We start from the raw sequence: 24,376 nt of genomic DNA, 5'->3' as shown, positions 1-24,376 counted from the left end.
AATAAAGGAGGAAACAAAAATGAAATATGAAAAAATAAGGAAACAGGTATTAGAAGCGATTTTACAGGCAGTAGAACAAGGATTGATTAATGGTACATCAGGAAACATCGCATTAAGAGATGATGAAGATGATGTTGTGGCAATCACACCAAGCGGAGTTGCATATGGAACAATGAAACCAGAGGACATTGCCATTGTTGACCTAAACGGAAAATGGATGGATGGTCCATACAAACCATCATCAGAAGTACCAATGCATACAGCGGTTCTTAGAGCGAGGCCGGATGTAAAAGCGACAGTTCATACACATGCAATGTTTGCAACTATTATGGCAATGGGTGATGAATCATTAAGACCAATTACACCGCCTCAATGTGAGTTTACACCGATTCATGTTGTTCCATTTACCATGCCGGGCAGTGATGATGCAGCGAATAAAGTTGCAGAAGCACTGGGAGAGGATGGAAGATCAGTTTTAATTAAAAATCACGGAATGTTTTGTTGTGGAAAAGACATGAAGTCAGCCATGGATGCCACAATTTATACAGAAGAAATGGCAGTAACAACATACTATGCAAAAGTTCTTGGAAATTACGAGCCAATGCCGGAAGCAGGGGAAAAGAAGATGAAAGAATTAATTGCAGCGGATAAAGCAGTGTAAAAATAGTGATGGAGGCATTTAGATGGCGGAAAAATTTTATGTAAGCAGTGATATTGTATTTGGAAAAGATGCGGCAAAAGAGTTGCCGGGAATATTGAAAGAGTACGAAGCTAAGAGTGTAATGGTTGTATACGACAGCGGAGTAAAGGCCGCAGGGATTGCAGAAAAGATTTTAGAGCAAATTGAAAAAGCAGATGTAAAAGTAACGGTTTTTGACGGAGTGATTCCAAACCCCACCAATGAAGCAGTGGAAGAGGCAGCTATGCTTGCAAGAGAAAATGAAATTGATGTTTTTGTTGCTGTTGGAGGCGGAAGCAGTATTGACTTAACAAAGGCAGTTAATATTCTTATGACAAACCCAGGAGAAATCGGACAATATGGTGGAATGGGATTGGTAAAGAATCAGGTTTTACCATTGATTGCAATTCCAACAACAGCTGGAACTTCAAGTGAAATTACGAATGTTGTTGCGCTGACAGATACAAAAGCGGTTTGTAAATACGTTATCATTGATAACAAAATAGCAGCAAATAAAGTAATTGCAGATCCGGAGTTTACAAAAACAATGCCGCCTTCTGTAACGGCAGCAACAGGAATGGATGCGATTACTCATGCAGTAGAAAGCTATATTTCCAATGAAGCAACAGCATTAACAGAATATCATTCACTAAAAGGACTTCAAATTTTCCACGAAAATCTGCCAAAAGTATATGCAAATGGAGAAGATATGGAGGCTAGAGAACAAATGATGTTAGGATGCGTGATTGCGGGATTTGGGTTCTCTAATGCGAATTTAGGTTTGGTGCATGGGATTGCCCATACATTAAGTGCTCATTTTCATTTAGCTCATGGAATGGCAAATGCAGCTGTTTTACCATATGTAATGGAATACAATGCAGACAGTTGTCCGGAAAAAATGGTAAAAATGGCAGAAGCCATTGGATTATCTCTTTCAGGGAATTTACAAAAAGATCAATATTTGTTATCAGAAGAGCTGCTGAAATTGACAAAACAGTTAGGGATTAAGACTTTGTCAGAACAGGGGATTGAGAACAAAGACTTTGATATGCTGGCGGAGGATGTATTAAAAGAACCTGTTCTTGGATTCAATCCAAAACAAAACATAACAAAGCAAGATATTCTAAATATTCTGAAGAAGGCTTTTTAAAAAAGAGGAGAAAATATGAAACGAAAATGTGAAGGGAAAAAGCAATATCCACATTTGTTTTCTCCATTGCGCATTGGCAATATTAAAATGAAAAATCGAATTATCTGTGCACCGACAAGTCCCAGCATGATTGATTTGAATGGACATTTTACACCAGAAATGATTGCTTATTTAGAAGAAAAAGCAATGGGTGGTGCCGGCGTTGTTACATATGGAGAAGCAATTATACACTCTAAAACAGGGAAATCCCATAATAAGCAATTACAATTAGATGCATTTGGGGTCAGACAGGGGATGAATGAGGCGGCAAGGGCAATTCACAATGCAGGTGCATATGCCAATATTCAGTTATCACATGGCGGAAAATATGGCGGATTAGCCAGTGTTGGAGGGAATGTTGCAACTTGCGAAACTGCGTATGGTCCAAGTTATGAAATGACACCAATGGGAGAAGTCCATGAAATGCCGAGAACGTTGATTTATGAAATTATTAAATCTTATGGAGAAGCGGCCAGATTATGTAAAGAAACAGGATTTGATATGGTGCAGGTGCATGCGGCGCATGGGTGGCTGTTTTCACAATTTTTATCTCCGGTTATGAACCAAAGAAAAGATGAATTTGGCGGTTCCTTAGAGAACCGTGCAAGATTTTTCCTAATGGCAGTAGATGCCGTAAGAAAAGCGGTAGGACCACATTTTCCGATTGAAGCAAGAATTTCAGGTGATGATTTTACGGACAATGGATTGGGATTAGAAGATTGTGTTAAAGTGGCTCAAATGATTGATGATAAGGTTGATCTAATTAATGTTTCATGCGGAAATCATGAAGATCCGGATATGTTTTGCCGTACTCATCCCTCTGCTTTCTATCCACGCGGAGTCAATGTCTATTTGGCAGCACAAATAAAAAAACATGTAAATACGCCGGTGGCATGTGTAGGATCACTGAATGACCCTGCCCAAATGGAAGATATAATTGCAGCCGGACAGGCGGATGCGGTTGAGTTAGGCCGTGCAAGTCTGGCAGATCCTTATTTGCCAAAGAAAGCATATGAAGGAAGAGCAGAAGACATTACACCGTGTTTAAGATGCTATGAATGTTTTGGGGCAACAGGCGAATTAGAAATGGTCAAATGTGCAGTTAATCCAATTATGGGAGAACAGTTGGCAGCAAAGCTTCATAAATCAACTGCGGATATTATGAAAAGTGTTCTGGTTGTTGGCGGCGGCCCGGCAGGAATGGAAGCTGCGATAACATTAGCCAATAGAGGGCATCAGGTTACACTTGCTGAAAAATCAGAGAAGCTGGGAGGAAATTTACATCCGGCAGGAGCAGCTTATTTTAAAGAAGATATTTTAAAATTAATTAAAGTATTAGAACGCCGTGTGAAAGAAGCTGATATAGAGGTTATTTTAAATACTGAAGTAACGCCTGAATATGTGAAAGAACGAAATCCGGATGTATTAATGATTGCCATTGGTGCCAAAGAAAGCCGGCCGCCAATCAAAGGAATTGATGGAGAAAATGTCATTATGGCAATTGATGCGGAACTTCATCCGGAAAAATTAGGATCAAAAATCGTCATTATGGGAGGAGGCCTTGTAGGTGCAGAAGGTGCTGTTGGATTTCACCATGAAGGAAAAGAAGTCAGTATTATAGAGATGAAATCGGAAATAGCAGAGGAAGTGAATTCGTTTTATCGAGGAGGATTGATGCCTGAGGTTGAAAAATCAGCAGCTTGTTATACTGATACAATGGTGAAAGAAATTACATCATCAGGAGTAAAATGTGAAAAAGACGGAAATGAAATTTTTATTGAAGCAGATAGTATCGTCTGTGCACTTGGATTTATATCTCCATATGATGAAGTTGATCAATTTGATGGAGTCGTAGAAGAAACATATGTAATCGGAGACTGCAGAAAAGTAGGAAAGATATATGATGCAGTTAACATGGGTTATTATACAGCACTGCGTGTATAAATGAGGACAGAAAGGAAATGAAGATGAAAAAGAAATTAGTATTATGTACACAATTACCAGAGAAACGATTAGAAGAAATTGAGCAATATTGTGATGTAACCGTTGCAGGAGAACTGAGACACGGAAAAGGAAATGTCACAGAAGAGATGACACGTGAAGAATGTGACGGATACGAAATTGTTGTTTTAGGAGATGAGAATGCCGGAACAGATACCCTTAATCAGTGGATTAGTTCCGGGATGAAGTTTATTGGAGTTGCAAAAGGAACGCCAGTCACTGTTGACAACGAAGTATTAAAAGCAGCAAATATTCCACTATCTTATACACCAGGAAGAAATCGTGTAGCTGTTGCAGAATATAATATCGGACTGATGTTAGCGGCGGCAAGAAAACTGACATTAAGTGCAGCAGGACTTCAAAAAGGAGAACATCTTGGAGAGAAAATGTCAGATATTTATGATGTTCCAGATGTAAAAAATGTAATTTGGGGACCATTAGATGAAAATCATCCTTACACAGACTATGGAATTGGCTTTGAATTATATGGAAAGAAATTAGGAGTTGCCGGTTACGGAGCAATTGGACGGGAAGTAGCTGTAAGGGCAAAAGCCTTTGGTATGGAGATTTTAGCATATGATCCATATTTATCAGCTGATAAAATTGAAGCAGACGGATGTAAAGCTGTAGATCTAGATACAATGTTAAAAGAAAGTGATATGATTAGTATTCATCTGCCGGTTGTGGATTCAACAAAAGGAATCGTAAATAAAGATTGGTTCTCAAAAATGAAACCAACAGCAATTGTTGTTAATACTGCAAGAGCTGCTGTTATTGATCAAAAGGATTTTGTAGAGGCACTGGAAACAGGTATAATCGGCGGAGCTGCGATTGATGTCTATTGGAAAGAACCTGTTCCGTCAAATCATCCTTTACTTTCTATGAGAAATGTTGTTTGCACACCGCATATGGCAGGTCTCACAACCGATGTTGATCATTGGTCTGGAGAAATGATGTCACAGGAAGTTTTGGCATATTTAAAAGATGAAGACAGGAAATATATTTGGAAACGCTGAGAAAGGATAAAAATATGGGAAATAATAAAAATAAAACATTAATAGCTGCCGGATTATTGGTAATGTCATTAACAATGGCCTGTAATAGTGCATTGGCACCAATCCTTGCAGAAATCGGAAAGTTCTTTCCGAACGCTAGTGACACATCAATACAAATCGTATTACAGATTATTAATTTAATCTGTTTACCGGGAATGTTGCTGGAACCATATTTAGAGCCGCACATTACGAAGAAAAATATTGGTATTATTGGTACAATCCTTATGTTAGCTGGAGCATTGCTGCCACAGGTATTGAATACAGAACTATGGATGTTATATGCTGCCAGCGGAATTATCGGATTGGGATTATCCTTTGTGGTAGTTGTTAGTTCATCTTTAATTTCAGATTATTTTACGGGGCTTGACAAATCAAGAGTTATGGGATTCCAATCCATTTTTGTCAGTATCGGTGGAGCATTGATTGCCAAAGGTTCTGGAATGTTTACAGCAATGGCAGGATGGAGAAGAGGATATCTGGTATTTTTAATCTGTATTCCGATTGTTCTGATTGTTTTAGCAACTGTGCCAAAAGGTGAGGTTACAAAACAAGAGGAGAAGAAGGAAAAAGCAGGAATCTCAAAAGAAATGGTCTATTTTGGACTTTTATGTTTGGTAACAGGCATCTTTGTAGCAACTTTTAACTCAAATATTTCAATGTACATAGATCGAAAAGGAATCGGAGATGCAAGCACAGCAGGAACAGTTGCTTCTATTATGCAGATTGTAGGGATTGCAGGAGGATTAGTCTTAGGATCTGTTGTAAAGCGTTTAAGACGATTTACTATTGGCGGAGCAATTCTTATGATGGCGTTGGGAACAGCGATGGTTGGATTCTCAACAAGTTTACCAGTTGTGTGTGCCGGAGCTTTAATTACGGGTCTTGGTTTTGCAATTCGGAATCCGGGAGCTGTTACATTTGCCGCAAATATGGTACCGGCAGTTCAGGCATCTTTGGCGATTGCAATCGTATCAGCTTCATATAATGTTGGAAACTTTGTATCAGCATATGTAGTAAATCCTGCAGCCAATATGTTAGGCAGTGATATTTCAAATCGATTTTTATTGTCAGCTGCGGCACTGGCTGTTATTGGAATTATAGCATGTATAAAAGCACCAACTACAGATGCACAGGCGTTAGATTCACAAGAATAGAAAACTCTGTACGTCGGATGGGATGGAGGAAATGCAGTGATAAAAGTAGAGAATTACCTATTGGGAATGGATTGTGGAACAACGAATATAAAAGCAATTATCATAGGTGAAGACGGAAAAATAATTGCAGAAGCAAGCCGGCCAAGTAAATTTATGATTCCAAAACCTAATATGCAGGAACAAGATGCCAATGAATGGTGGGAAAATACAAAAGAAATCTTTCACTCGCTTGCAGAACAGGCGGGGGAAGAAATAACAAATAAAATACGTGGAATCTCTATCAGTTCACATACGGTCAGTATGCTGCCAATTGATGCAGATGGAAATCCGGTGCGAAATGCGATGACATATCAGGATAATCGTTCATCAAAAGAGTTAGATACAATTTTACAGAAGATTGGAGAAGAAGAATTTATTCAAATTGTGGGCGGACAGCCGTCAGTATCATTTTTACCAAGCAAAATTCTTTGGTTTAAAAACAATGAGCCGGACCTTTTTGCTCAAACACAATGTTTCTTACAGGCCAGTTCCTTCATTAATTTTAAATTAACAAGAAAATTGACGATGGATGTGGATCAGGCATCAAGAACACAGTGTTTAGACATCAACACCATGAAATGGTCAGATAAAGTTGGCGATGTGTTAGGAATTAATTTGAATGAATATCTTCCGCAGCCGGTACCAGTTGACGATATTATCGGATTTGTTACGGACGATGCGGCAAGAGAAACGGGATTAGTTCCAGGAATTCCGGTTGTAGCCGGATGCAGTGATGCAATGGCATCCATGTATGCGTTAGGATTGAGCCGTTTAGGAGATGCGGGAGAATCATCCGGAACGAGTTCTCTGGTTTTTGTTGGAAGTGCAAATCAAAGTAAACCGGATGTACCAGTTGTTACAAAACCATGTGCAGTTGATGGAATGCCCTGGATTTTTGACGCCCCAATTACAACGACAGGAGCAGCGATTAAATGGTTTATTGATACAATGGCAGCAGAAGAAAGGTTATATTGTCAACAACATAATTTAAATATTTATAACTATTTAAATGAATTAGCATTAGAATCAAAACCTGGTTCAAACGGATTGTTCTTCTTCCCTTATTTATTGGGTGAAAGAGCCCCTATATGGGATGAAGCAGCAAGAGGCATGTTTATCGGGATGGGAATCAATACAACGAGAAGTGATATCATTCGTTCTATCTTTGAAGGAACAGCATTTGCCTTAAGAAATGTCATGGAAACGGTTAAGGAATCAGGCGGAGAAGCAAATATATTAAGAATTTGCGGCGGCGGAGCTAAAAGTTATACATGGTCCCAGATTAAAGCTTCAATGTTAAATATACCAGTGTATTTGTTAGATGAAGCCTCAGGAGATGTTCCTGTCGGAGATGCTTTGATCGTTGGGTATAAAGTGGGTGTATTTGAGGATTTATCAAAAGCAGTAGAGCAATTAATCAAAGTAAACGACATTGTTCGTCCGAAAGAGGATTGGAGCCGGGTTTATGATCAATTATATCCTTACTATGTAAATATGTATCAGTCATTAAAAGATAATTTAAAATCGTTAAAGGAAACAATGGAATATATATATTAATAAATTCCGTCTTTTGATGCATCTAAAATCAATGATTGAAACGGTTAAGAAACTCAAATGTAATATTTATATGTTACAGAGGAGGAAAAATGAAGGACAAAAAAATATCTATAAAAGAAAGTTTTAATCTTGGAAAAGGCTGGAATCTTATGATTTTTGCAATTTTAGCCATGCTGGTTACAAACGCAGGCGTTAATGATGGATTAAATGTTGCACTGCCGGCGATTGCGAAAGGTGCGGGCCTTGACTATGAAGTCTGCTTAGCAATGGGAACTGTTGCAGGATTTGTCGGGGTAGCAATGATGCTGGTTATTGCGAAATTTCGTGATCGCTTTGGCGGACGAAAAGTAAGTGCAGTTTTATTTATCATTTTTGGGCTGACATTTTATTTTTTGTTTCTAAGAGCAGCCAATATTGTTATGTATGCACTTTCTCAATGTATCATGGTTAGTTGTGGACAAGGTTGTTTTTATCTTTGTACGGGTCCTATGCAATCAGATTGGTTTCCCAGGAAACGGGGTGTTGTCAATGGGATTAGCACCATCGGAGCCAATATTGGAACGGCAGTTTTAGCACCATTGATGACATTTTTATTAGGACGGGCAGAATATAAAGTTAGTTTATCTGTTTTTGCGGCGGCAGCAGTTGTATTAGGAATATACGCATTTGTTACTTTAAGAGATAATCCAATGGATGCAGGCATGTATCCGGATAATGTATCGAAAGAAAAATATGAAACGGAATATAAAGATATATCAGACAAAGATGACTATGTCAGCGATTGGACTATTTCTAAAATGCTGAAATGTAAAGAAGTATGGATTGCGGCAATTGTACCAGGATTTATTACATTAGGATTACTCGGAATTATTACACAATTTGTACAGCGGAATGTGTATTTGGGACTGTCAACGGATATGGCAGTTGGAGCAATGACTGTAGCTGGATTAATTGGGATTATAGGCAGTTATGGAATTGGATATATCGATACAAAAATAGGTACAAAAAAGGCTTGTATGATTTACTGCGGAGTGTTTGCGTTTGGGATTTTATTAAATCTATTAGCAAGTTTTTGGCCCCCGTTAGTATATGCTTCCATTTTTATTGTTGGTTTCTCTTTGGGAGGAAGTACTAATATGTCATTATCATTTCCGGCATCTATCTTTGGTGTGTTGGATTATCCAAAAGTAAATGGTGTGATTTTTCCAATTAATTATTGTATTGGATGTCTTAATTTTGTTGTAAATGCGGTTGTTATGAAATTGACGGGAAGCTTAACCGGGGCATATATTGTTTTCTTTTGTTTGTTTTTGGTTAACATTCTAATTGTAGCAGCAACAGAGGAAGGGAAATGGGATAAATTGAAACATCCGGAATTAATGAATGGAGGGGAAAAGAAACAATAGAAGATTACATAAGTTTAAAGGAAATAAAAGGAGCCAGTTTAAATAATGTGACAGCGGCTGCCATCTTTCTCCACGATGTTACAAAATATGATTAAATATTACGAATATATTACGAAAATATTTAAAAAGTATTGACATAGGGGCTGTGCGTGTTATAATAGCACCTGTAGCAACAAAGTTAACAATTTTGTAACATTTAGAATTTGAGGAGGAAACATGATTATCAAGAAGATGAAACTGTCTGCCGCAGTTGTGGCCATGGCAGGTATGATATTGACATCGGCTCCTGTAAATGCGGCACCAAAAGAGACAGCAAAGCCGGCAGCGGAGGACCAGAAAAAAGAAAACAACCAGGCGCAGAGCAAGTATGCAGATAAAGTAGTTGCGAAAGTAAAGAGCTCCTCTACTTTGAACATAAGAAAGAAGCCGAATACAGATTCCAAGATTTTAGGAAAAATGAAAAGAGGAGCACTTGGAACGATTGTAAAAAAAGGCACAGAATGGACGAAGGTGAAATCCGGAGATGTGACCGGGTATGTGAAAAATGACTATCTTGTCTTTGAAGATGATATACAGGCTTTTGCAGAAAAAAATATAAAGAAGGTTGCAAAAGTTACAACAGAGACTCTCAGAGTCAGGGAAAAAGCTTCTAAAGATGCTGATGTTGTGACATTAATCTCCGAGGATGAAACTTATAAGGTGAAGAAACAGAACAGCGACTGGGCAAAGGTAAAAGTCGATGGTGAAACCGGATATGTTTCAAAAGATTATGTAGATGTAAAATATAAATTTAAAAAAGCAAAATCTATGAAGCAGATAAAGGCGGAACGTCAGGCAAAGCTGGAAGCACAAAGGAAAGCCCGGGAAGCTCGGGAACAGCAGTCCGTTCAGAGTTCTGTCCAGTCCTCAGGAAGCAGTTCCGCAGACACACAGAGCACTGGCAGCAGCCAGAGCAGGAAATCAATTCCGGCATCTGCAGGCGTTTCAGGAACATCCACAGGCAAAAGAGTAGCAAACTACGCACTGCAGTTTGTGGGGAACCCGTACCGCTACGGCGGAAACAGTCTCACGAACGGAATCGACTGTTCCGGATTTACACAGCAGGTTCTGGCCAAGTTCGGATACAGCATCAGCAGAACATCCAGCTCACAGGCCTCTGAAGGAGTCGCAGTTTCCACAAGCAATCTCCGTGCAGGAGATCTGATCTTCTACGGAAGCGGAGGAGGCATCAACCACGTAGCCCTTTATATCGGCGGCGGACAGGTTGTGCACGCAAGTAATTCAGCTCCTTATCCAAAAGGAGGGATCAAAGTCTCAAATGCGTTCTATCGGACTCCTGTATGTGCAAGAAGGATCATCCAGTAACAAAAGAATATCTAAAATTAAAATCCCGGAGACTTCAGTTTCCGGGATTTTTAGATTTATTAAAAAAGTCTGAAATCAGCTCTGAGAGTTGCAAAATTATGACAGCCGATGTATCATGGGTAATATATAAGGGGGTATTATCGTGAGTAAAGCTTTAAGAAAGGCCGCAGGCATTTTGTGTATGGTCGTTCTTACTCTGAGCGTGTCGGTACCGGCATACGCCGTAGAACCGGACAAAGCAAAGGAGACTGCTGAGACTTCATCATCCAGTGCTTCAGAAACAGAGACAGAGGCGACTACAGAAGAACAGACGGCAGCACAGGAGCCCAAACCTACAACGGCTTCAGAAAAGACTGCCACAGAGAAAAAGGGGGACAAAGCAAAGACAGAAAAAGTACATAACAAGAAGAAAAAGTCTAAGAAGAAATCAAAAAAGAAAAAAGATAAGAAGAAAGACAAAGAAAAGAAAATCGTTGCTCCGGAAGATGCTGTTTCCGTCAGATCAGAGACAGCCCTTGCCAGAGAGGAAAAATTAAAAAGACAGCTCCTGAAGGAAGAAAGCCTGGAGCAGAGTCTCCTTCATGCGGATAAGTTAAAGGAAGAGATGCAGAAGTTTTATCAGGCGCTGAATGAGCAGAGCGGCAGTGTAGCGATTCCGGGTGTAGTGGCATTGACCGGGGTGAAGAAGGACGGGAATGACACTCAGATCGGTCACAGAGTCAATCATTTGCTGCTGGAACTGTCAGTAAAGACCAAAAACGGTTATCTCAAAGACATCGCAGAAAATTATAATTTTGATGTGGCCGGTGAAATGAAGGTGGCGGATGTCATCGAAGATGAGGAGACGATCCAGTTAAAGCAGTATCTGGACCAGCAGATTTTAAACTGTGACAAAACACAGGAGCAGAGGCTGAGAGAACTCAAAAAAAGCAGGAAAAAGATAAGGACACTGAAGAAGCAGATCAAAGAGCTGAAGGCGGATGAGCCCCGTGTATTTGATCCAATGAATCTTCTGAAGAAAAGCAACCTGTCAGTAGAAGAGATTCGCCTGATGCTGAAGGGATCTGCCTTAGAGGAAGAGGCTCCGGCATTTTATAAATGTGAGAAGAAATATGGGGTCAATGCAGTCGTGGTGATGGGCATTGCAATCCATGAGAGCGCATGGGGGACCAGCAGACGTGCCAGAGAGGACCACAACCTCACAGGCTACGGGGTCACATCTGACAGCGCCAAAGGCATCAATGCACCGACAAAGGAAGAGAATCTTCTGATGACTGCTAAACTGCTGAAAGATAAGTATCTCGTTAAGGGAGGGGCTTATTACCACGGCCCCACAGTAAAAGGAGTCAATCAGTGTTACTGTGTCGGGAACACATGGGCAGGCTATGTGACCAACCGATGCTATGAGATCATGAAAAGATTATAAAAATCCTGAGGAATCATCGTCGAAGGGACGGTATTTTATACGCCACCCTTCGACGACTTTTTTTGCCCATTTTTCCCTTCGCCTGTATTGGTACAATGACAGGCAAAAGGAAAAAAAGATGAGAAAAGTACACAGAAGCCAGAACTTAAATAAGTATTTTTTGTCCATAAAAACCACCTTCTTAAACTACATAAATAATTTTTATTTATATAAGCTATTCTAACAAAAACAAATAACGGAGACAATAGAGACAGGAAAATGTACTGTAAAAATAGAAAATATTTATGGAAACCGGAGTTTGCTGCTTCCGATTCATAAATATATAAGAAGTGGAGTAGTGTATGAAAATGAATTATGAAGCGCTGGGACGGAAAATAAAAGAAGTGAGAAGAAAACAGAACATGACTCAGGAATATTTAGCTGAGAAAGTTGATCTGTCGGTCAGTCATATTTCAAATATTGAAACGGCAAAGACAAAAGTCTCACTTCCCACGCTGGTTGAAATCAGCAATGCATTGGGAGTTTCTGTGGACTACCTGCTGATGGACAGTTATCACTCACCGGAAATGAAAGAGGATGTTTTTGTGAAAGAACTTGACGCGGTGATCGAAAACTGCGGGCCGAGAGATAAAAAGATTGTTCTGGAGATTTCCAGAAAGCTTGCGGAACTGTTAGACGGTGAATAGAAAGATGGATGGGCAGAGACAGAAATGCCCATCCTTTTTCTAACCTTTTGTGCTGTCCAATGTTCTTATAAAGTCAAATAATAAAAGCGTGTCCAAAAAAGAGTGCACTTGAGGGCAGAAAGAAAGGATGAAGAACAATGAAAAAGAAATGGATGAGATGTCTGGCTGCAGTTTCTCTGATCGTGACCATGGGAGCCGGCACAGGGGCTGTGCCGCAGGCTCATGAGGAGGAAATGGCTGGAAAATCCGGGGGGGGGTATTTCTGAAATTCAGACATTAGCCCCAGAGACTGAACAGGAGACGACGGAAGAAAAAGGGACCGAAGCGGCATCGACAGAAACGCCCAAAATCAAAGGAACCGAAACGACAGAACGGCAGGAGACGGGCTCAACGCAGAGGAAGGCAAAAAAGCCGGTGAAGAAGAAAATGCTGTCAGAGAATGGGCAGACACTGCTCGATGTGAGTCAGGGAGATATCCGCATCACAGAGAATGGTGCCACCGGGGGCGGCCTTTCACAGAATGAGACAAGCCTGAATCCAAAAGGATACTGGATCACAGGTACAACAACTTCCAACAATATCGAAGTGCTGGAAGGAGTAGAGACAGATATAACCTTGGATAATGTCAGTATTACCATAGGGGAAGTGGACACAACTACGTCCAAGTGGGACTGTATCAATGTCTCCCATGCAGATGTCACGATCACTTTGGTCGGAGAGAACCGACTGATCTGCAATTCGGGGAGCTCGGCGGACGGATTTTCAGGCAGCACAGGAGCCGCGCTGGCGAAGGACGGAATGGATGGGACACTGACAATACAGTGTGAGAATGCAGGGATAGAAGGACATCGCTGCAATAGTTCCTGTGGGTCACTTCTTGCCGAAGGAAATCCAGACATATGGCATGTAGGCGCTATCGGCAGCACTTTGAGAAATATTGCGGATAAGAAAAACTGCGGATTTTCTAATCTGACAATCAAAGGCGGAAATATTGAGGCATATGCCGGACTGCATACGGCAGGGATTGGATCTGCCTGTGTTTCGGAAAGAGGTGGGGGAGGATATACAAGCAATATCCGTATTTCCGGAGGGAATATCAAAGCGACCGGAACAGATAAGGGTTCCGGGATCGGATCAGGCTATGGAAATACAGTAGACGGGATCTATATTTCGGGCGGTTATGTAGAAGCGCGGGGAGGAGCCAATGCTCCGGGGATCGGAGCAAGCTATGGCGGCGGAAACATGGATACAAAAAATATCCAGGTCAGCGGAGGAGATACGGTGGTCGTTGCCATAGGCGATGAGGCGACAAGTATGCCTGGTATCGGATCCGCAGGAGGCAATGATAAAGTATCCAATGTAACAGCGGCGCCGGATTTCGGATATCAGGGATATATCCAGGACGGGACGTCCCTTACTGATTACACCTTTGTGGATGGAACCCCGTTTCAAGAGAACACCGCAATTGAGGTCGGAAAGTTTTATACGAAGGTCTATTTCGGGCCATTCCGTGACACCAATCAGATCGAAAAGGATACGAAAGAACAGATCGGTGCCAACCATGTGATCAGCAAGACCGGAGGAGAAGCATTTACAAAAGAACAGTTAAAGGGCCTGACAAAGGTCACAGGAAAGCAGGAAAACGGGACGGATTTTTCGATGGATGATCTGCGGTTTGAATTCCCGGAGCAGATCGAGGCCATCAACAAAGCGAAAGCAGAGAAAAAACTGGGAGAGTATCCGCTGGTGTTTACGACGCCCAACGGGACAAAGACGACGGTCAAAGTCTGCTTAAAGGCCGAGGGAACGGATGCCGCGAAGGTGGACCCGGAACATCTGGAGGTTACGATCGGAGCCAACAGCTTTTCCAAAGAGACCGGAGGCCTTACACTGACGGCAGACGATGTGCGGACTCTGTCTTCGGTACAGGGAAAGGATGCTGAGGGGACCACCTATAAAGATGAGCATCTGATTCCGAATGAGAAGGAACTGAAAGCGATCAACGACGCAAAGACTGCGGGAAAAGCCGGGAAGTTTGAGCTGACCTTTACCTCGCCGGATAAAAAGAGCGTAAAGATCACGGTGAGCCTCCATGGAGAGTATGACAAGATCGTGCAGGATGCGGACAGCGGAGAGATGATCAAAGCCAAACATATCATAAGCAAAACAAGCGGAGCGCCATTTACAAAAGAGCAGCTAAAGGAACTGAGCAGAGTCAAGGCAGTCACAGGCGATGACAGTGTGATCGAAACGGATCTGATCACCTTTCCGAAGCAGGAACAGATCGAGAAGCTGAACGAGGCAAAAGCATCCAAAAAGACCGGGGAGTTTGAACTGACGTTTGCAGCTCCTGACGGGACAGAGGCAACGGTCACAGTCTATCTGACAGAGGAAGGGCTTGACGGGGCAGCCCAGGGAAGCGGAAAGCCAAGCTGCGGGGCAGACAGTGTGAGCCATCCGACCGGAGGAAACAGCTTTGGAGAGGAAGAACTGACGGAGCTTTGCAGGGCCAGAGGGAAAGATGAAAACGGAGACAACGCGATCTTAAAGATCGATGAGGAACAGCTTCGGAAACTGAACGAGGCAAAGGCGGCGGGAAAGACCGGCACCTTTGATGTGACCTTTACCATGGAGGATGGACCCAGGGTGAAAGTGGCGGTTGCGTTGACCGGAGAACACACGGTAACGTTTGATACGGACGGAGGGCAGGATGCACCCGGTGCACAGACGGTTACAGGAGGGAAAGAAGCGAGCCAGCCGGAGGAACCGAAGAAGGCCGGATATCTTTTTGAGGGCTGGTATTACACCGATGCGGAGGGAAACGAAGTGAAATGGGACTTTAATACGCTGGTGCATGAGAATCTGACCCTGAAGGCAAAATGGAAAAAGAAAGCGGAAGGAACCACGTCGAAAGAGGAGACGACAACTGCGGCAAAGAAACCGAAGAAAGAAAAAGAAAAGAAGCCGAAGAAGAAAAGCAAGACCAGCTGGAACTATAGAGAAGTGGCAGAGCGCAGAGCCCGGAAAAAGACGGGAGAAGGATGGGGAACAGCAGAGGAAGGGACTGCACAGACCGGAGAGGAAAGCAAGGTTATGTGGATCATATGTTTTATGGCAGGAGCCGCAGGTGTGATGACCGGTGTGGCCAGAAGAAGGAAACAGAGATAAGAGTATCATAAAACAGCTGGGGCGCGAGTCTTAGGTTCGAGATTAGACAGTCAATTTTAAATAAATTGGCTGTCTATTTTCATTCACTGCTTGACAAGTTTAAATGTAACTGATATAGTTACATTAAGAAATGTAACAGAAAAAGTTTCAGTTTACAAAAGAGATGGAGGAAACAGCATGAGTATTATAAATATAACAAAAGAAAATTTTCAATCAGAGGTATTAGAAGCAAAAAAACCGATATTGGTAGATTTCTGGGCGCCCTGGTGCGGTTACTGCAGAAGGATCTCCCCTGCTTTAGACCAGATTGGTGAGGACCGGGAAGATTCGGTTCAGATTGGAAAGATCAATATTGATGAGCAGATGGAACTGGCAGAGAGATTTGGAGTGATGACGATTCCTACGATGATTTTATTCAAAGACGGGAAGGCCGGAGAGCCTTTGGTAGCAGCCCAAACAAGGGACCAGATCGAACAGTGGATGCAGGAACAGAAGTAGTTTTTCAATAGTTTCAGGCGTGTATGTAAAAAAGTACAAGAAAAATCAAAAAAAGACTGGATATTTTCTTTGGAATCGTGTATTATTAATCATGCTTGAGACATGCAGAAGTGGCGGAACTGGCAGACGCGCTGTCTTCAGGCGGCAGTGGGATTACTCCCGTGAGAGTTCGAGTCTCTTCTTCTGCATTATAAGTAACGGTTAAGTTCAAATTTAGAACTTAACCGTTTTTTTTGTTCTATGGGGACGTTGAAGCGGCCCTGTTCTCTTTGTTCTAATTAATTATTAATCCGGAACCCGGGATGGGGAGTGCCCCTGGAAGTTAAATTCCTGATCCCAATCAAAGTCTGCCGATTCTTCAGAACTTCTTGGCCAATGACGGCACCATTCAGGTACCGCAGGCGTTTCTATCCGGTCAAGGCTTGGTGTATAGGGTTTTAGATCCAGGACCGGGGTATTGTCATTGGCATCGATATAAGCAATCTGGATTTCACCGTTTTGATGATTAACATGAAGAATCTCTGCGGTGCTTAAAGCGATCGGATTGGGGCGGTGGGGAGAACTGGTTGAAAAGATCCCCATTCGTCTGGGACCTTTTTTATAAGGCCTTTCTGTCACCAGAGTATCTCTATCAGAGTCCGAATCACACTCACTGAACCACCATATGACATTGATATGGGTGAAGCCGTCCAAAGCCTCAAGAGCGGGGATAAACGGCGGATCGATCTTAATGAATCTTCCCTTCTCGTCAGTATAAATTTTTCCTATGGACCGAATGTTAAATGATGTCATAAAAGTACCTCCTGTTTTACTGTTTGATTTGATAACAAAATAAATATAGACCCTCACACGATGTGAGGGTCAAGGGAAAATGGAGCATTGGATAAATGGAAAGCAGAAAGCGGCGGTTTTAGAGGAATCTGAATTTCGACGAGAAAGTTTTCAGGATTATGTTCATTCCAGGGGCCGCGGTGTACAATTTGGCGATTCTGGCCCGACATTTGAAACTGTTCATTTTTTTGGAGCCAGCCTGCAAAAGATTGATATGCCCCTGCAATATTTGAAAAAGGTCCATATACCATTGTAAAGGCCATGAACGGGACAGGTTCTGTATCCCGAAATATAAAGCCGCCTTTGTTCTCGCTGAAGCTCTGGACAGGAACACACAATTCAACGTCGACATTCTGTTCTTTATATTCTGCATCATGATAGATAGAGAATGCCGCATCATCTGTTATTGCTATATGATGACTGCAGGCAAATTCGGACAAGTTTTTCCACAGGTCCCCTTCCGCATAGTAGTCGGGGATTATTTTTCTTATAGAGAGCACCCGGCAGCTGGGGATAGACTTTATTGAAACTTGATAATGCAGTTCGTTTTGACTGTCCAAGAGTTCATGTTTCGCGAGTTCTATTTTTTTCAGCCGTATTTTCTCAATTTCTATAGTATTCAGTATTGCCGTATATTTTTTATCAAGAAGCTCTGTCAAAGAGGTAGGATTTTCGGCATGAAGGGCTTCCTTGATTTCAGAGACCTGGAACCCACTGTCCCGCAAATAGATGATCTTATTTAATACAGGAATCTGTTCCACGGAATACATTCTGTATCCGGTCATTGGATCGATCTGTGCAGGTTTTAAAAGGCCTGTCTGGTCATAGTGTCTGAGCATTCGGACTGTAACCTGCGTGAGCTTGGAAAATTCTCCAATTCTGAACATCATATATCTTCGTCCTTTCTCTTTTTCTTTGATTATATTGGATACGTTTTATTGTATCAACAGCGAAGTTATATTATTATGAGAGGTTCAAAGAGCCAAACGGAAATTGTGTGAAAAATGCCCACGATGCCCTGATTCGCCGTGATATATTTTTTATAGAGATCATGATCCGGCAAAATTGTCAATGAGTTCTGTAAACAATGATGTATTATCAGGAGGTAGTAGTATGAATCGTTGGGAGGATACTGTTTTAACGGATAAAGGAGCGGCTCTTCAGGCTAAACTTGCAGACGGACAGACCCTGAAGATTACGAAAGTAATGACGGGAGCCAGCAAGGTTCCGGTGGTAAACCTGCGGCAGCAGACGAGAGTCACAGATGGTGGAAAACGGATTATTTTACAGCCGCCCAGGACGGAGGGAGACCAATTCATCATCCCCGTGCTGCTGGAAAACAGCGGCTTGGAAGAAAGTTATGATTTGTGGCAGGTAGGATTTTATGCAAAAGATCCGGATGAAGGAGAAATTCTTTACTGTATCGCACAGGCATCGGAAAGAAAAAATATACCATCTGCGTCAGAGAGTCCGGGGTTTTCTGTGACATGGGATTTCTATTTTAAAACATCGAATAGAGTGCCGTTTGAGGTAATATTAAATCCGAACGGGTTGGTAAATATAGAAGCATATCAGAGGCATACAGATGAAATAGAGCAAGTGAATAGTAAGGTAGAGGATTTAAGTTTGGACTTAAAAAAACAAATAGACCAGATGACGGATAAAATTTATCCGGTAGGGAGTATTTATATTTCTGCAAACAATATCAATCCCGGCTTGCTCTTTGGAGGCACGTGGGTTGCATTTGCACAGGGGAAAACCTTATTTGGTTTTCATTCTGAAGATGCAGACTTTAATTATGGAGAAAAACCAGGAGGTACAAAAACACATATACACGGTACAGGAAACTTTACTCTTGGACTGCCACATATTCCTTCACATTCTCACAGTGTAAACGCATTTAATATACCAAGCAGTGGAGCACATAACCATACATTTAACTGGTTATCTGACAATACAATCGGAGGAGGGGGTGGAAGGCCAGGTACGAATGGCAGTCATACAAGTACAAGGAGTGATATCATTGTAAGCAGCGGTGGGCATGCACATACTGTTCCTGCACATAATACGAATAATAATGGAGGAGGACAGGCACACAACCATGGGAATACAGGGAGTTCCGGCAATCTTCCTCCATATCTTACAGTTTATATTTGGAAGCGGACAGTATAGAAGCAAGAGGCACACAAAGAAAGCAGAGAAATAAGATAGTGTTTAAAAAGTGTTGACAAAGAATTTTGAATGATGCATTCTATTCAAAGCTAGTGAAAATATAGAAAAACTCTGGAAAGGAACACATTATGATATTATATGAAACAACGGTGATTGACGTGGGACCGGAAGTGAAGAAATTTGCAGAAAAAGGAATGTTGGTTACATTTGCAGAGAAGGCTTTGATTACACTCAAAGATTATTCCTATTATATTGAGAGAAGCAAAATAAACGGAGAAATCGGCACAGCCAGAAAATTACTTATTGACGGATCGGAATATACGGTCATAGAGATTGGTTCCATGGTAAAAGACAATCTGGAAACATTGGGACATGTGACAATATCCTTTAAAGAAGAGGGAGACTGTCTCCCGGGAAGTATCTGTGTGGAAAAGGCAGAGGTACCAGCGCTGAGAAAGGGAAGCAGGATTCAGATATTGAGCGAATGATATTTGGAATAAAGAAACAAAGAAGATATTAAAAAAAGCTGACAGATGAACCTGTCGGCTTTTGTTGCTGTATAGAAAAAGGAACTAATATCTGCCTGGGAAAAGTTCGTAAAAAATTATTTAAAAAAATTCCTTGACTCTGACACAGTGCTATAGTCTATATTGAAGATGAGCTCAGAAAAAATCCACATATGTGAGAGGTGTAAATAATGTTAAGAATCGGAGATTTTTCAAAGTTGTCAAGAGTCAGTATCCGTATGCTGCGCCATTATGACAAGATCGGACTATTGATACCGGAGTCGGTAGATGAAAGTACCGGATACAGATATTACAGCGAATCCCAGCTTCCGGAGGCAGATACTATACAGGCATTAAGGACTATGGGATTTGGACTGTCTGTCATAGGGGAAATCCTGAATAAATACGAAAATGAGGAAGAGATGGAACAATTCCTGATGATCAAGAGGGAAGAACTTCTCTGTCAGGCTCAGGAAACGGAACAAAGACTCAGACTTCTTGACAATACGATTCAGTGGCTGAGAAAGGATGGAAACTTTATGGATTATAATGTGACGTTAAAAACACTGCCGAAGAGGTATGTAGCCAGTGTGAGACAGGTGATTCCTGCCTACGACTGTGAAGGAATGCTGTGGGAGACGCTAAATAAGGAGATTGCGGGGCAGAACGTGAAACCGGAAAATCCAGGCTATGGACTTGCTGTGTTCCATGACAAAGGGTTTAAGGAAAGTGATGTGGATGTGGAAATCCAGGTGTCTGTCGATGGAACCTATCAAGACACGGAGCATGTAAAATTCAAGTATGTGGACGAAATGCAGATAGCATCTGTGACATACAAAGGAAGCTATGACCAGATTACGAGAGTAAATAAGGCGGTAGCGGAATGGATTTGTGAAAACGGGTATGACTTTGACGGGCCGTCGGTCTGCATTTACCATGTGAGTCCGCATGATGCCAGGACACCGGAGGATCTGGTAACAGAAGTATGTTTTCCGGTCAAGAAAAAAGAAGTATAAACAGGCATGGAAAAGGACGCTCCCGAAAAGGAGTGTCCTTTCTGGCTCTGATTATTTGTGAATCCGTGTGCCAGTTTTCCCCATGATTCCGTCCTTTGCTTTTTCCAAAAGAGTGATCATGGCAGTACGTCCTGCCTTAGAGCCGGCGAAGTCGATAGCGGCCTGTACTTTCGGGAGCATAGAGCCGGGAGCAAAATGTCCTTCCCCGATGTAGCGCTCTGCCTCCTCGATGGTCAGATCAGACAGCCATTGTTCGTTTTCTTTGCCGAAATTGATGGCCACCTTTTCCACGGCTGTCAGGATGATCAGCACGTCCGCATCCAGTTCTTTCGCCAGCAGGGAGCTGGCAAAGTCCTTGTCGATGACCGCGCTGGCACCGGATAAATGATCGCCTTTTAAAGTCACAGGAATTCCGCCGCCGCCGCAGGTTATCACGACACGTCCGGAGTCCACCAGATTGCGGATAGCCCCAAGCTCTACGATTTCTTTCGGTTTTGGGGAAGCCACGACCCGGCGGTAGCCCCGGCCTGCGTCCTCTTTCATGATATGGCCGTATTCTTTGGCCTGAAAATCCGCGTCTTCTTTGGAGAGGAAGCGGCCAATCGGTTTAGATGGGTTATCGAAGGCCGGATCTTTTTCATCTACCCGGACTTGTGTGATGATCGTTACTACCGGTGTCCGGAGGAATCCTCGCTTCCTCAATTCCTCCCGGATGGCATTCTGGAGATCATATCCGATATAGCCCTGGCTCATGGCCACACAGACGGACAGAGGAGTGTTTGGCTGGTTCTCATCTTCCCGGCTTAATGCACTCATGGCGTTGTTGATCATACCGACCTGGGGACCGTTTCCGTGGACAATGACAACCTCATGGCCGTCTTCAATCAGGTCACAGATAGCTTTGGATGTGGATTTAACGGCAGTCATCTGCTCCGGCAGTGAATCTCCCAGAGCGTTGCCGCCTAAAGCGATGACGATTCTTTTTCTAGTATACATGGGATACCTCCTGAAAATAGAAACCGCCACGAACAAACGTCATTGTCAGAATGTAAGTGGCGGTAAACTAGAAATTAGCAGTTCAGATTATTTAAAGATTCTTGGCTTTTTATTTTCTTCAAGCTTTTTGAGGATAGCCTGAGGATCTTCAAATTTGCTCAGGAAGATCATAGCTGCGATCACATATGGTTTGTAGCTTGCTTCTTTGTAGAGCGGATTGCGGTAACGGTCAAAGACGCTCTCATCCACTTCGCCTTCCTCACAGCTTAAACCGGTGATATCGGCAGGCAGGCAGTGCAGGTAAAGGGCTTTTCCGTCCTTAGTTGTTTTCATCAGTTCCTCTGTACATGCCCAGTCTTTATGCTTTGCGTTCTGGGCAAGAAGTTCTTTTTCCAGGCGGTCGATGCCGTCAAAATCACCGTTTCCGTAAAGTTCGGTGCGTTCTTCCATAGCTGCGAAAGGAGCCCAGCTCTTTGGATAGACAATGTCGGCATCTTTAAATGCCTCTTCCATGCTGTTGGTCTTTGTGAAAGTTCCGCCGGATTTTTCTGCGTTCTTTCTTGCGACTTCCTCAACTTCCGGCATTACATCGTATCCTTCCGGATGCGCAAGCACTACATCCATGCCCATTCTGGTCATCAGGCCGATGACACCCTGAGGAACGGAGAGGGGCTTTCCGTAAGAAGGAGAGTAGGCCCAGGACATGGCTAATTTCTTTCCTTTTAAGTTTTCCACACCGCCGAACTCGTGGATGATATGGAGCATATCTGCCATACACTGGGTCGGGTGGTCAATATCGCACTGGAGATTCACGAGAGTAGGGCGCTGTTCCAGGATTCCGTCTTTATTTCCCTGTTCTACGGAATCAGCCACTTCGTGCATATAAGCATTTCCTTTTCCGATGTACATATCGTCCCGGATTCCGATCACGTCTGCCATGAAGGAGATCATGTTGGCTGTCTCCCGCACAGTTTCACCGTGAGCGATCTGGGATTTTCCTTCATCCAGATCCTGAACTTCAAGTCCGAGTAAGTTGCAGGCAGAGGCAAAGGAGAAACGTGTTCTGGTAGAATTGTCGCGGAACAGAGAGATTCCGAGACCGCTTTCAAATACCTTGGTGGAAATGTTGTTCTCACGCATGAAGCGGAGGGCATCGGCTACCAGCCATACAGCCTCCAGTTCGTCGTCAGTTTTTTCCCAGGTCAGGAAAAAGTCATTCTGGTACATTTCTTTAAAATTCAGCTGGTTTAAGCGGTCGATATAGTCCTGTAATGTATTCATTTTCATAGTAGATTCCTCCTAAAAAATCAAATCTGATCAATGACAGTAAAATGGTTTATTTCTTTTCACAGTAAATGGACGGAAGTGCTGCGTATACAGCGGCGCAGGTCACAAGCTCTGCCTTCCAGGTTTTTTCGTTCGGCGCGTGAGCCTGATCCTCGTGTCCCGGACCGAAACCGATACAAGGGATTCCGAACCGTCCCATGATGGAGACACCGTTGGTGGAGAAGGTCCATTTGTCGATGCGCGGTTCTCCGTATAATCCTTCGTAAGCTTCTGCCATCGCATTGGTCACGTCGTGGTCTTCCGGGATCACCCAGGTAGGGAAGTAGCACTCAGTAGGATAGGTAAGTCCCTTCCATGACGGCCTTGCATACTCATACATTGAAACTTTGGCGCCGTACTTTTTCACATTCGGCAGAGCGCGGATCTCATCCAGACAGCTCTCCCATGTCTCGCCGGCTGTCATGCGGCGGTCCAGAGATACGGAACAGGAGTCTGCAACGGCACAACGGCTCGGAGAGGAGAAGAAGATCTCTGAGGTGGTCACGGTGCCGCGTCCTAAGAAGCGTGCTTCTTTCCACTGATCATTGAACTTCTCATCCAGCATTTTTACGAGACCTTTGATCTCGGTTCCGTCCTCAGCGTCATTTTCATTGAGGGCACGCACATCCTGAAGAATATCTGCCATTTTGTAGATTGCGTTGTCGCCGCGTTCCGGGGCAGAACCGTGACAGGAGACTCCGTCCACATCGATGCGGATCTCCATACGCCCTCTCTGGCCGCGGTAAATGCCGCCGTCGGTGGGCTCTGTGGAGACGACGAATTCCGGACGAACCTTATCTTCGTTGACGATGTACTGCCAGCAGAGGCCGTCGCAGTCTTCTTCCTGGACGGTTCCGGTTACAAGGACAGTATACTTGTCGCTGAGCATGCCTAAATCTTTCATGATCTTTGCGCCGTAAACAGCGGAGACGATGCCGCCCAGCTGATCGGAAGTACCTCGTCCGCCGATCTCTGTCTCGGACTCAAAGCCCTCATAGGGATCGAACTCCCAGTTATCAAGATTTCCCACACCTACAGTGTCTATGTGGGCGTCATATCCGATGAGTGTTTCACCGGTTCCCATATATCCGAGGACATTGCCCATCGGATCGATCTCTACCTTGTCAAATCCAAGTTTTTTCATTTCTTCGGCGATCCTGTTGACATGAGCTTCCTCATCGCAGCTTTCCCCTGGGAATTTTACGATATCCCTCAGGAATTTTGTCATATCTGCTTCGTAGTTTTGTGCGGCTTCTTTGATCTTATTAAAATCCATTCTAAATATCCTCCTAAATGCTTTGAGATT

21 protein-coding genes and 1 tRNA gene are annotated in these 24,376 nt (G+C 43.0%); 17 read left to right on the top strand and 5 right to left on the bottom strand.

Features of this window, described 5'->3' with window-relative positions:
- Nucleotides 1–19 precede the first annotated feature (19 nt).
- The 14 genes from ANCC_RS12075 (at nt 20) to ANCC_RS12015 (ending at nt 16,411) form a co-directional block, all read left to right on the top strand.
- Nucleotides 20–661, top strand: coding sequence for a class II aldolase/adducin family protein (locus tag ANCC_RS12075; RefSeq protein ID WP_006569061.1), 642 nt, complete (start codon nt 20–22; stop codon nt 659–661).
- A gap of 22 nt (nt 662–683) precedes the next feature.
- On the top strand, nt 684–1,829 hold the full coding sequence (locus ANCC_RS12070) for an iron-containing alcohol dehydrogenase (RefSeq protein WP_006569060.1): 1,146 nt from the start codon (nt 684–686) through the stop codon (nt 1,827–1,829).
- A 15-nt stretch (nt 1,830–1,844) separates the two neighbouring features.
- Nucleotides 1,845–3,812, top strand: coding sequence for an oxidoreductase (locus ANCC_RS12065; RefSeq protein ID WP_006569059.1), 1,968 nt, complete (start codon nt 1,845–1,847; stop codon nt 3,810–3,812).
- Between the two features lie 23 nt (nt 3,813–3,835).
- Nucleotides 3,836–4,885 (top strand): 2-hydroxyacid dehydrogenase, encoded by a 1,050-nt coding sequence (locus tag ANCC_RS12060; RefSeq protein WP_182483073.1) that lies wholly within the window; start codon nt 3,836–3,838, stop codon nt 4,883–4,885.
- Nucleotides 4,873–6,078, top strand: a complete 1,206-nt coding sequence (locus ANCC_RS12055) for an MFS transporter (protein WP_006569057.1) — start codon at nt 4,873–4,875, stop codon at nt 6,076–6,078. Before ANCC_RS12060 ends, ANCC_RS12055 begins: the two co-directional genes overlap by 13 nt.
- A gap of 36 nt (nt 6,079–6,114) precedes the next feature.
- Nucleotides 6,115–7,674 carry a xylulokinase gene (locus ANCC_RS12050; protein ID WP_006569056.1) on the top strand — a complete coding sequence of 520 codons (1,560 nt, stop codon included), beginning with the start codon at nt 6,115–6,117 and terminating at the stop codon, nt 7,672–7,674.
- Between the two features lie 89 nt (nt 7,675–7,763).
- A complete protein-coding gene (locus ANCC_RS12045) occupies nt 7,764–9,080 on the top strand; it encodes an MFS transporter (protein WP_006569055.1) in 1,317 nt (438 codons plus the stop codon).
- Between the two features lie 216 nt (nt 9,081–9,296).
- Complete coding sequence (locus ANCC_RS12040; RefSeq protein ID WP_006569054.1) at nt 9,297–10,445, top strand: C40 family peptidase; 1,149 nt, start codon at nt 9,297–9,299, stop codon at nt 10,443–10,445.
- A gap of 142 nt (nt 10,446–10,587) precedes the next feature.
- Nucleotides 10,588–11,871, top strand: a complete 1,284-nt coding sequence (locus ANCC_RS12035; protein ID WP_039947126.1) for a glucosaminidase domain-containing protein — start codon at nt 10,588–10,590, stop codon at nt 11,869–11,871.
- Nucleotides 11,872–12,212: 341 nt separating this feature from the next.
- The gene (locus ANCC_RS12030; protein WP_006569051.1) at nt 12,213–12,557 is read left to right on the top strand and encodes a helix-turn-helix domain-containing protein; all 345 of its coding nucleotides are present in this window, start codon (nt 12,213–12,215) and stop codon (nt 12,555–12,557) included.
- Between the two features lie 137 nt (nt 12,558–12,694).
- The gene (locus tag ANCC_RS17835; protein ID WP_006569050.1) at nt 12,695–12,823 is read left to right on the top strand and encodes a hypothetical protein; all 129 of its coding nucleotides are present in this window, start codon (nt 12,695–12,697) and stop codon (nt 12,821–12,823) included.
- Nucleotides 12,780–15,725: an InlB B-repeat-containing protein gene (locus tag ANCC_RS12025; RefSeq protein ID WP_006569049.1), complete on the top strand. Its 2,946-nt coding sequence runs from the start codon at nt 12,780–12,782 to the stop codon at nt 15,723–15,725. Before ANCC_RS17835 ends, ANCC_RS12025 begins: the two co-directional genes overlap by 44 nt.
- Before the next feature lie 177 nt (nt 15,726–15,902).
- Nucleotides 15,903–16,223, top strand: coding sequence for a thioredoxin (trxA, locus tag ANCC_RS12020; protein WP_006569048.1), 321 nt, complete (start codon nt 15,903–15,905; stop codon nt 16,221–16,223).
- Between the two features lie 104 nt (nt 16,224–16,327).
- Nucleotides 16,328–16,411, top strand: a tRNA-Leu gene (locus tag ANCC_RS12015).
- A 97-nt stretch (nt 16,412–16,508) separates the two neighbouring features.
- Here the strand turns inward: ANCC_RS12015 and ANCC_RS12010 are convergent.
- Nucleotides 16,509–17,015, bottom strand: coding sequence for an SAM-dependent methyltransferase (locus tag ANCC_RS12010; protein WP_039947125.1), 507 nt, complete (start codon nt 17,013–17,015; stop codon nt 16,509–16,511).
- Nucleotides 17,016–17,068: 53 nt separating this feature from the next.
- Complete coding sequence (locus ANCC_RS12005) at nt 17,069–17,941, bottom strand: MerR family transcriptional regulator (RefSeq protein ID WP_050754312.1); 873 nt, start codon at nt 17,939–17,941, stop codon at nt 17,069–17,071.
- 226 nt (nt 17,942–18,167) lie between these two features.
- On the opposite strand from ANCC_RS12005, the gene ANCC_RS17685 reads away from it, so the two are divergent.
- The 3 genes from ANCC_RS17685 (at nt 18,168) to ANCC_RS11990 (ending at nt 20,748) form a co-directional block, all read left to right on the top strand.
- Nucleotides 18,168–19,226, top strand: coding sequence for a phage baseplate protein (locus tag ANCC_RS17685; RefSeq protein ID WP_006569045.1), 1,059 nt, complete (start codon nt 18,168–18,170; stop codon nt 19,224–19,226).
- Between the two features lie 128 nt (nt 19,227–19,354).
- A complete protein-coding gene (locus ANCC_RS11995) occupies nt 19,355–19,714 on the top strand; it encodes a PTS glucitol/sorbitol transporter subunit IIA (protein WP_006569044.1) in 360 nt (119 codons plus the stop codon).
- A gap of 209 nt (nt 19,715–19,923) precedes the next feature.
- Nucleotides 19,924–20,748 carry a MerR family transcriptional regulator gene (locus ANCC_RS11990; protein ID WP_039947124.1) on the top strand — a complete coding sequence of 275 codons (825 nt, stop codon included), beginning with the start codon at nt 19,924–19,926 and terminating at the stop codon, nt 20,746–20,748.
- A gap of 51 nt (nt 20,749–20,799) precedes the next feature.
- Here ANCC_RS11990 and arcC read toward each other — a convergent pair whose 3' ends face one another.
- The 3 genes from arcC to ANCC_RS11975 all read right to left on the bottom strand — a co-directional run bounded on the left by arcC (nt 20,800) and on the right by ANCC_RS11975 (nt 24,346).
- Entirely contained in the window at nt 20,800–21,744 is a 945-nt protein-coding gene (gene arcC / locus ANCC_RS11985; protein ID WP_006569042.1) for a carbamate kinase, read from the bottom strand.
- An 87-nt stretch (nt 21,745–21,831) separates the two neighbouring features.
- Nucleotides 21,832–23,025: a knotted carbamoyltransferase YgeW gene (ygeW, locus tag ANCC_RS11980; RefSeq protein ID WP_039947142.1), complete on the bottom strand. Its 1,194-nt coding sequence runs from the start codon at nt 23,023–23,025 to the stop codon at nt 21,832–21,834.
- Nucleotides 23,026–23,080: 55 nt separating this feature from the next.
- A complete protein-coding gene (locus tag ANCC_RS11975; protein ID WP_006569040.1) occupies nt 23,081–24,346 on the bottom strand; it encodes a YgeY family selenium metabolism-linked hydrolase in 1,266 nt (421 codons plus the stop codon).
- Nucleotides 24,347–24,376: the final 30 nt, after the last annotated feature.

Source organism: Anaerostipes caccae L1-92, assembly GCF_014467075.1.
GTDB classification, from domain to species: Bacteria; Bacillota; Clostridia; order Lachnospirales; family Lachnospiraceae; genus Anaerostipes; species Anaerostipes caccae.
The sequence above is the reverse complement of the archived record's forward strand: the minus strand, read 5'-3'. Positions and strand labels throughout refer to the sequence as shown.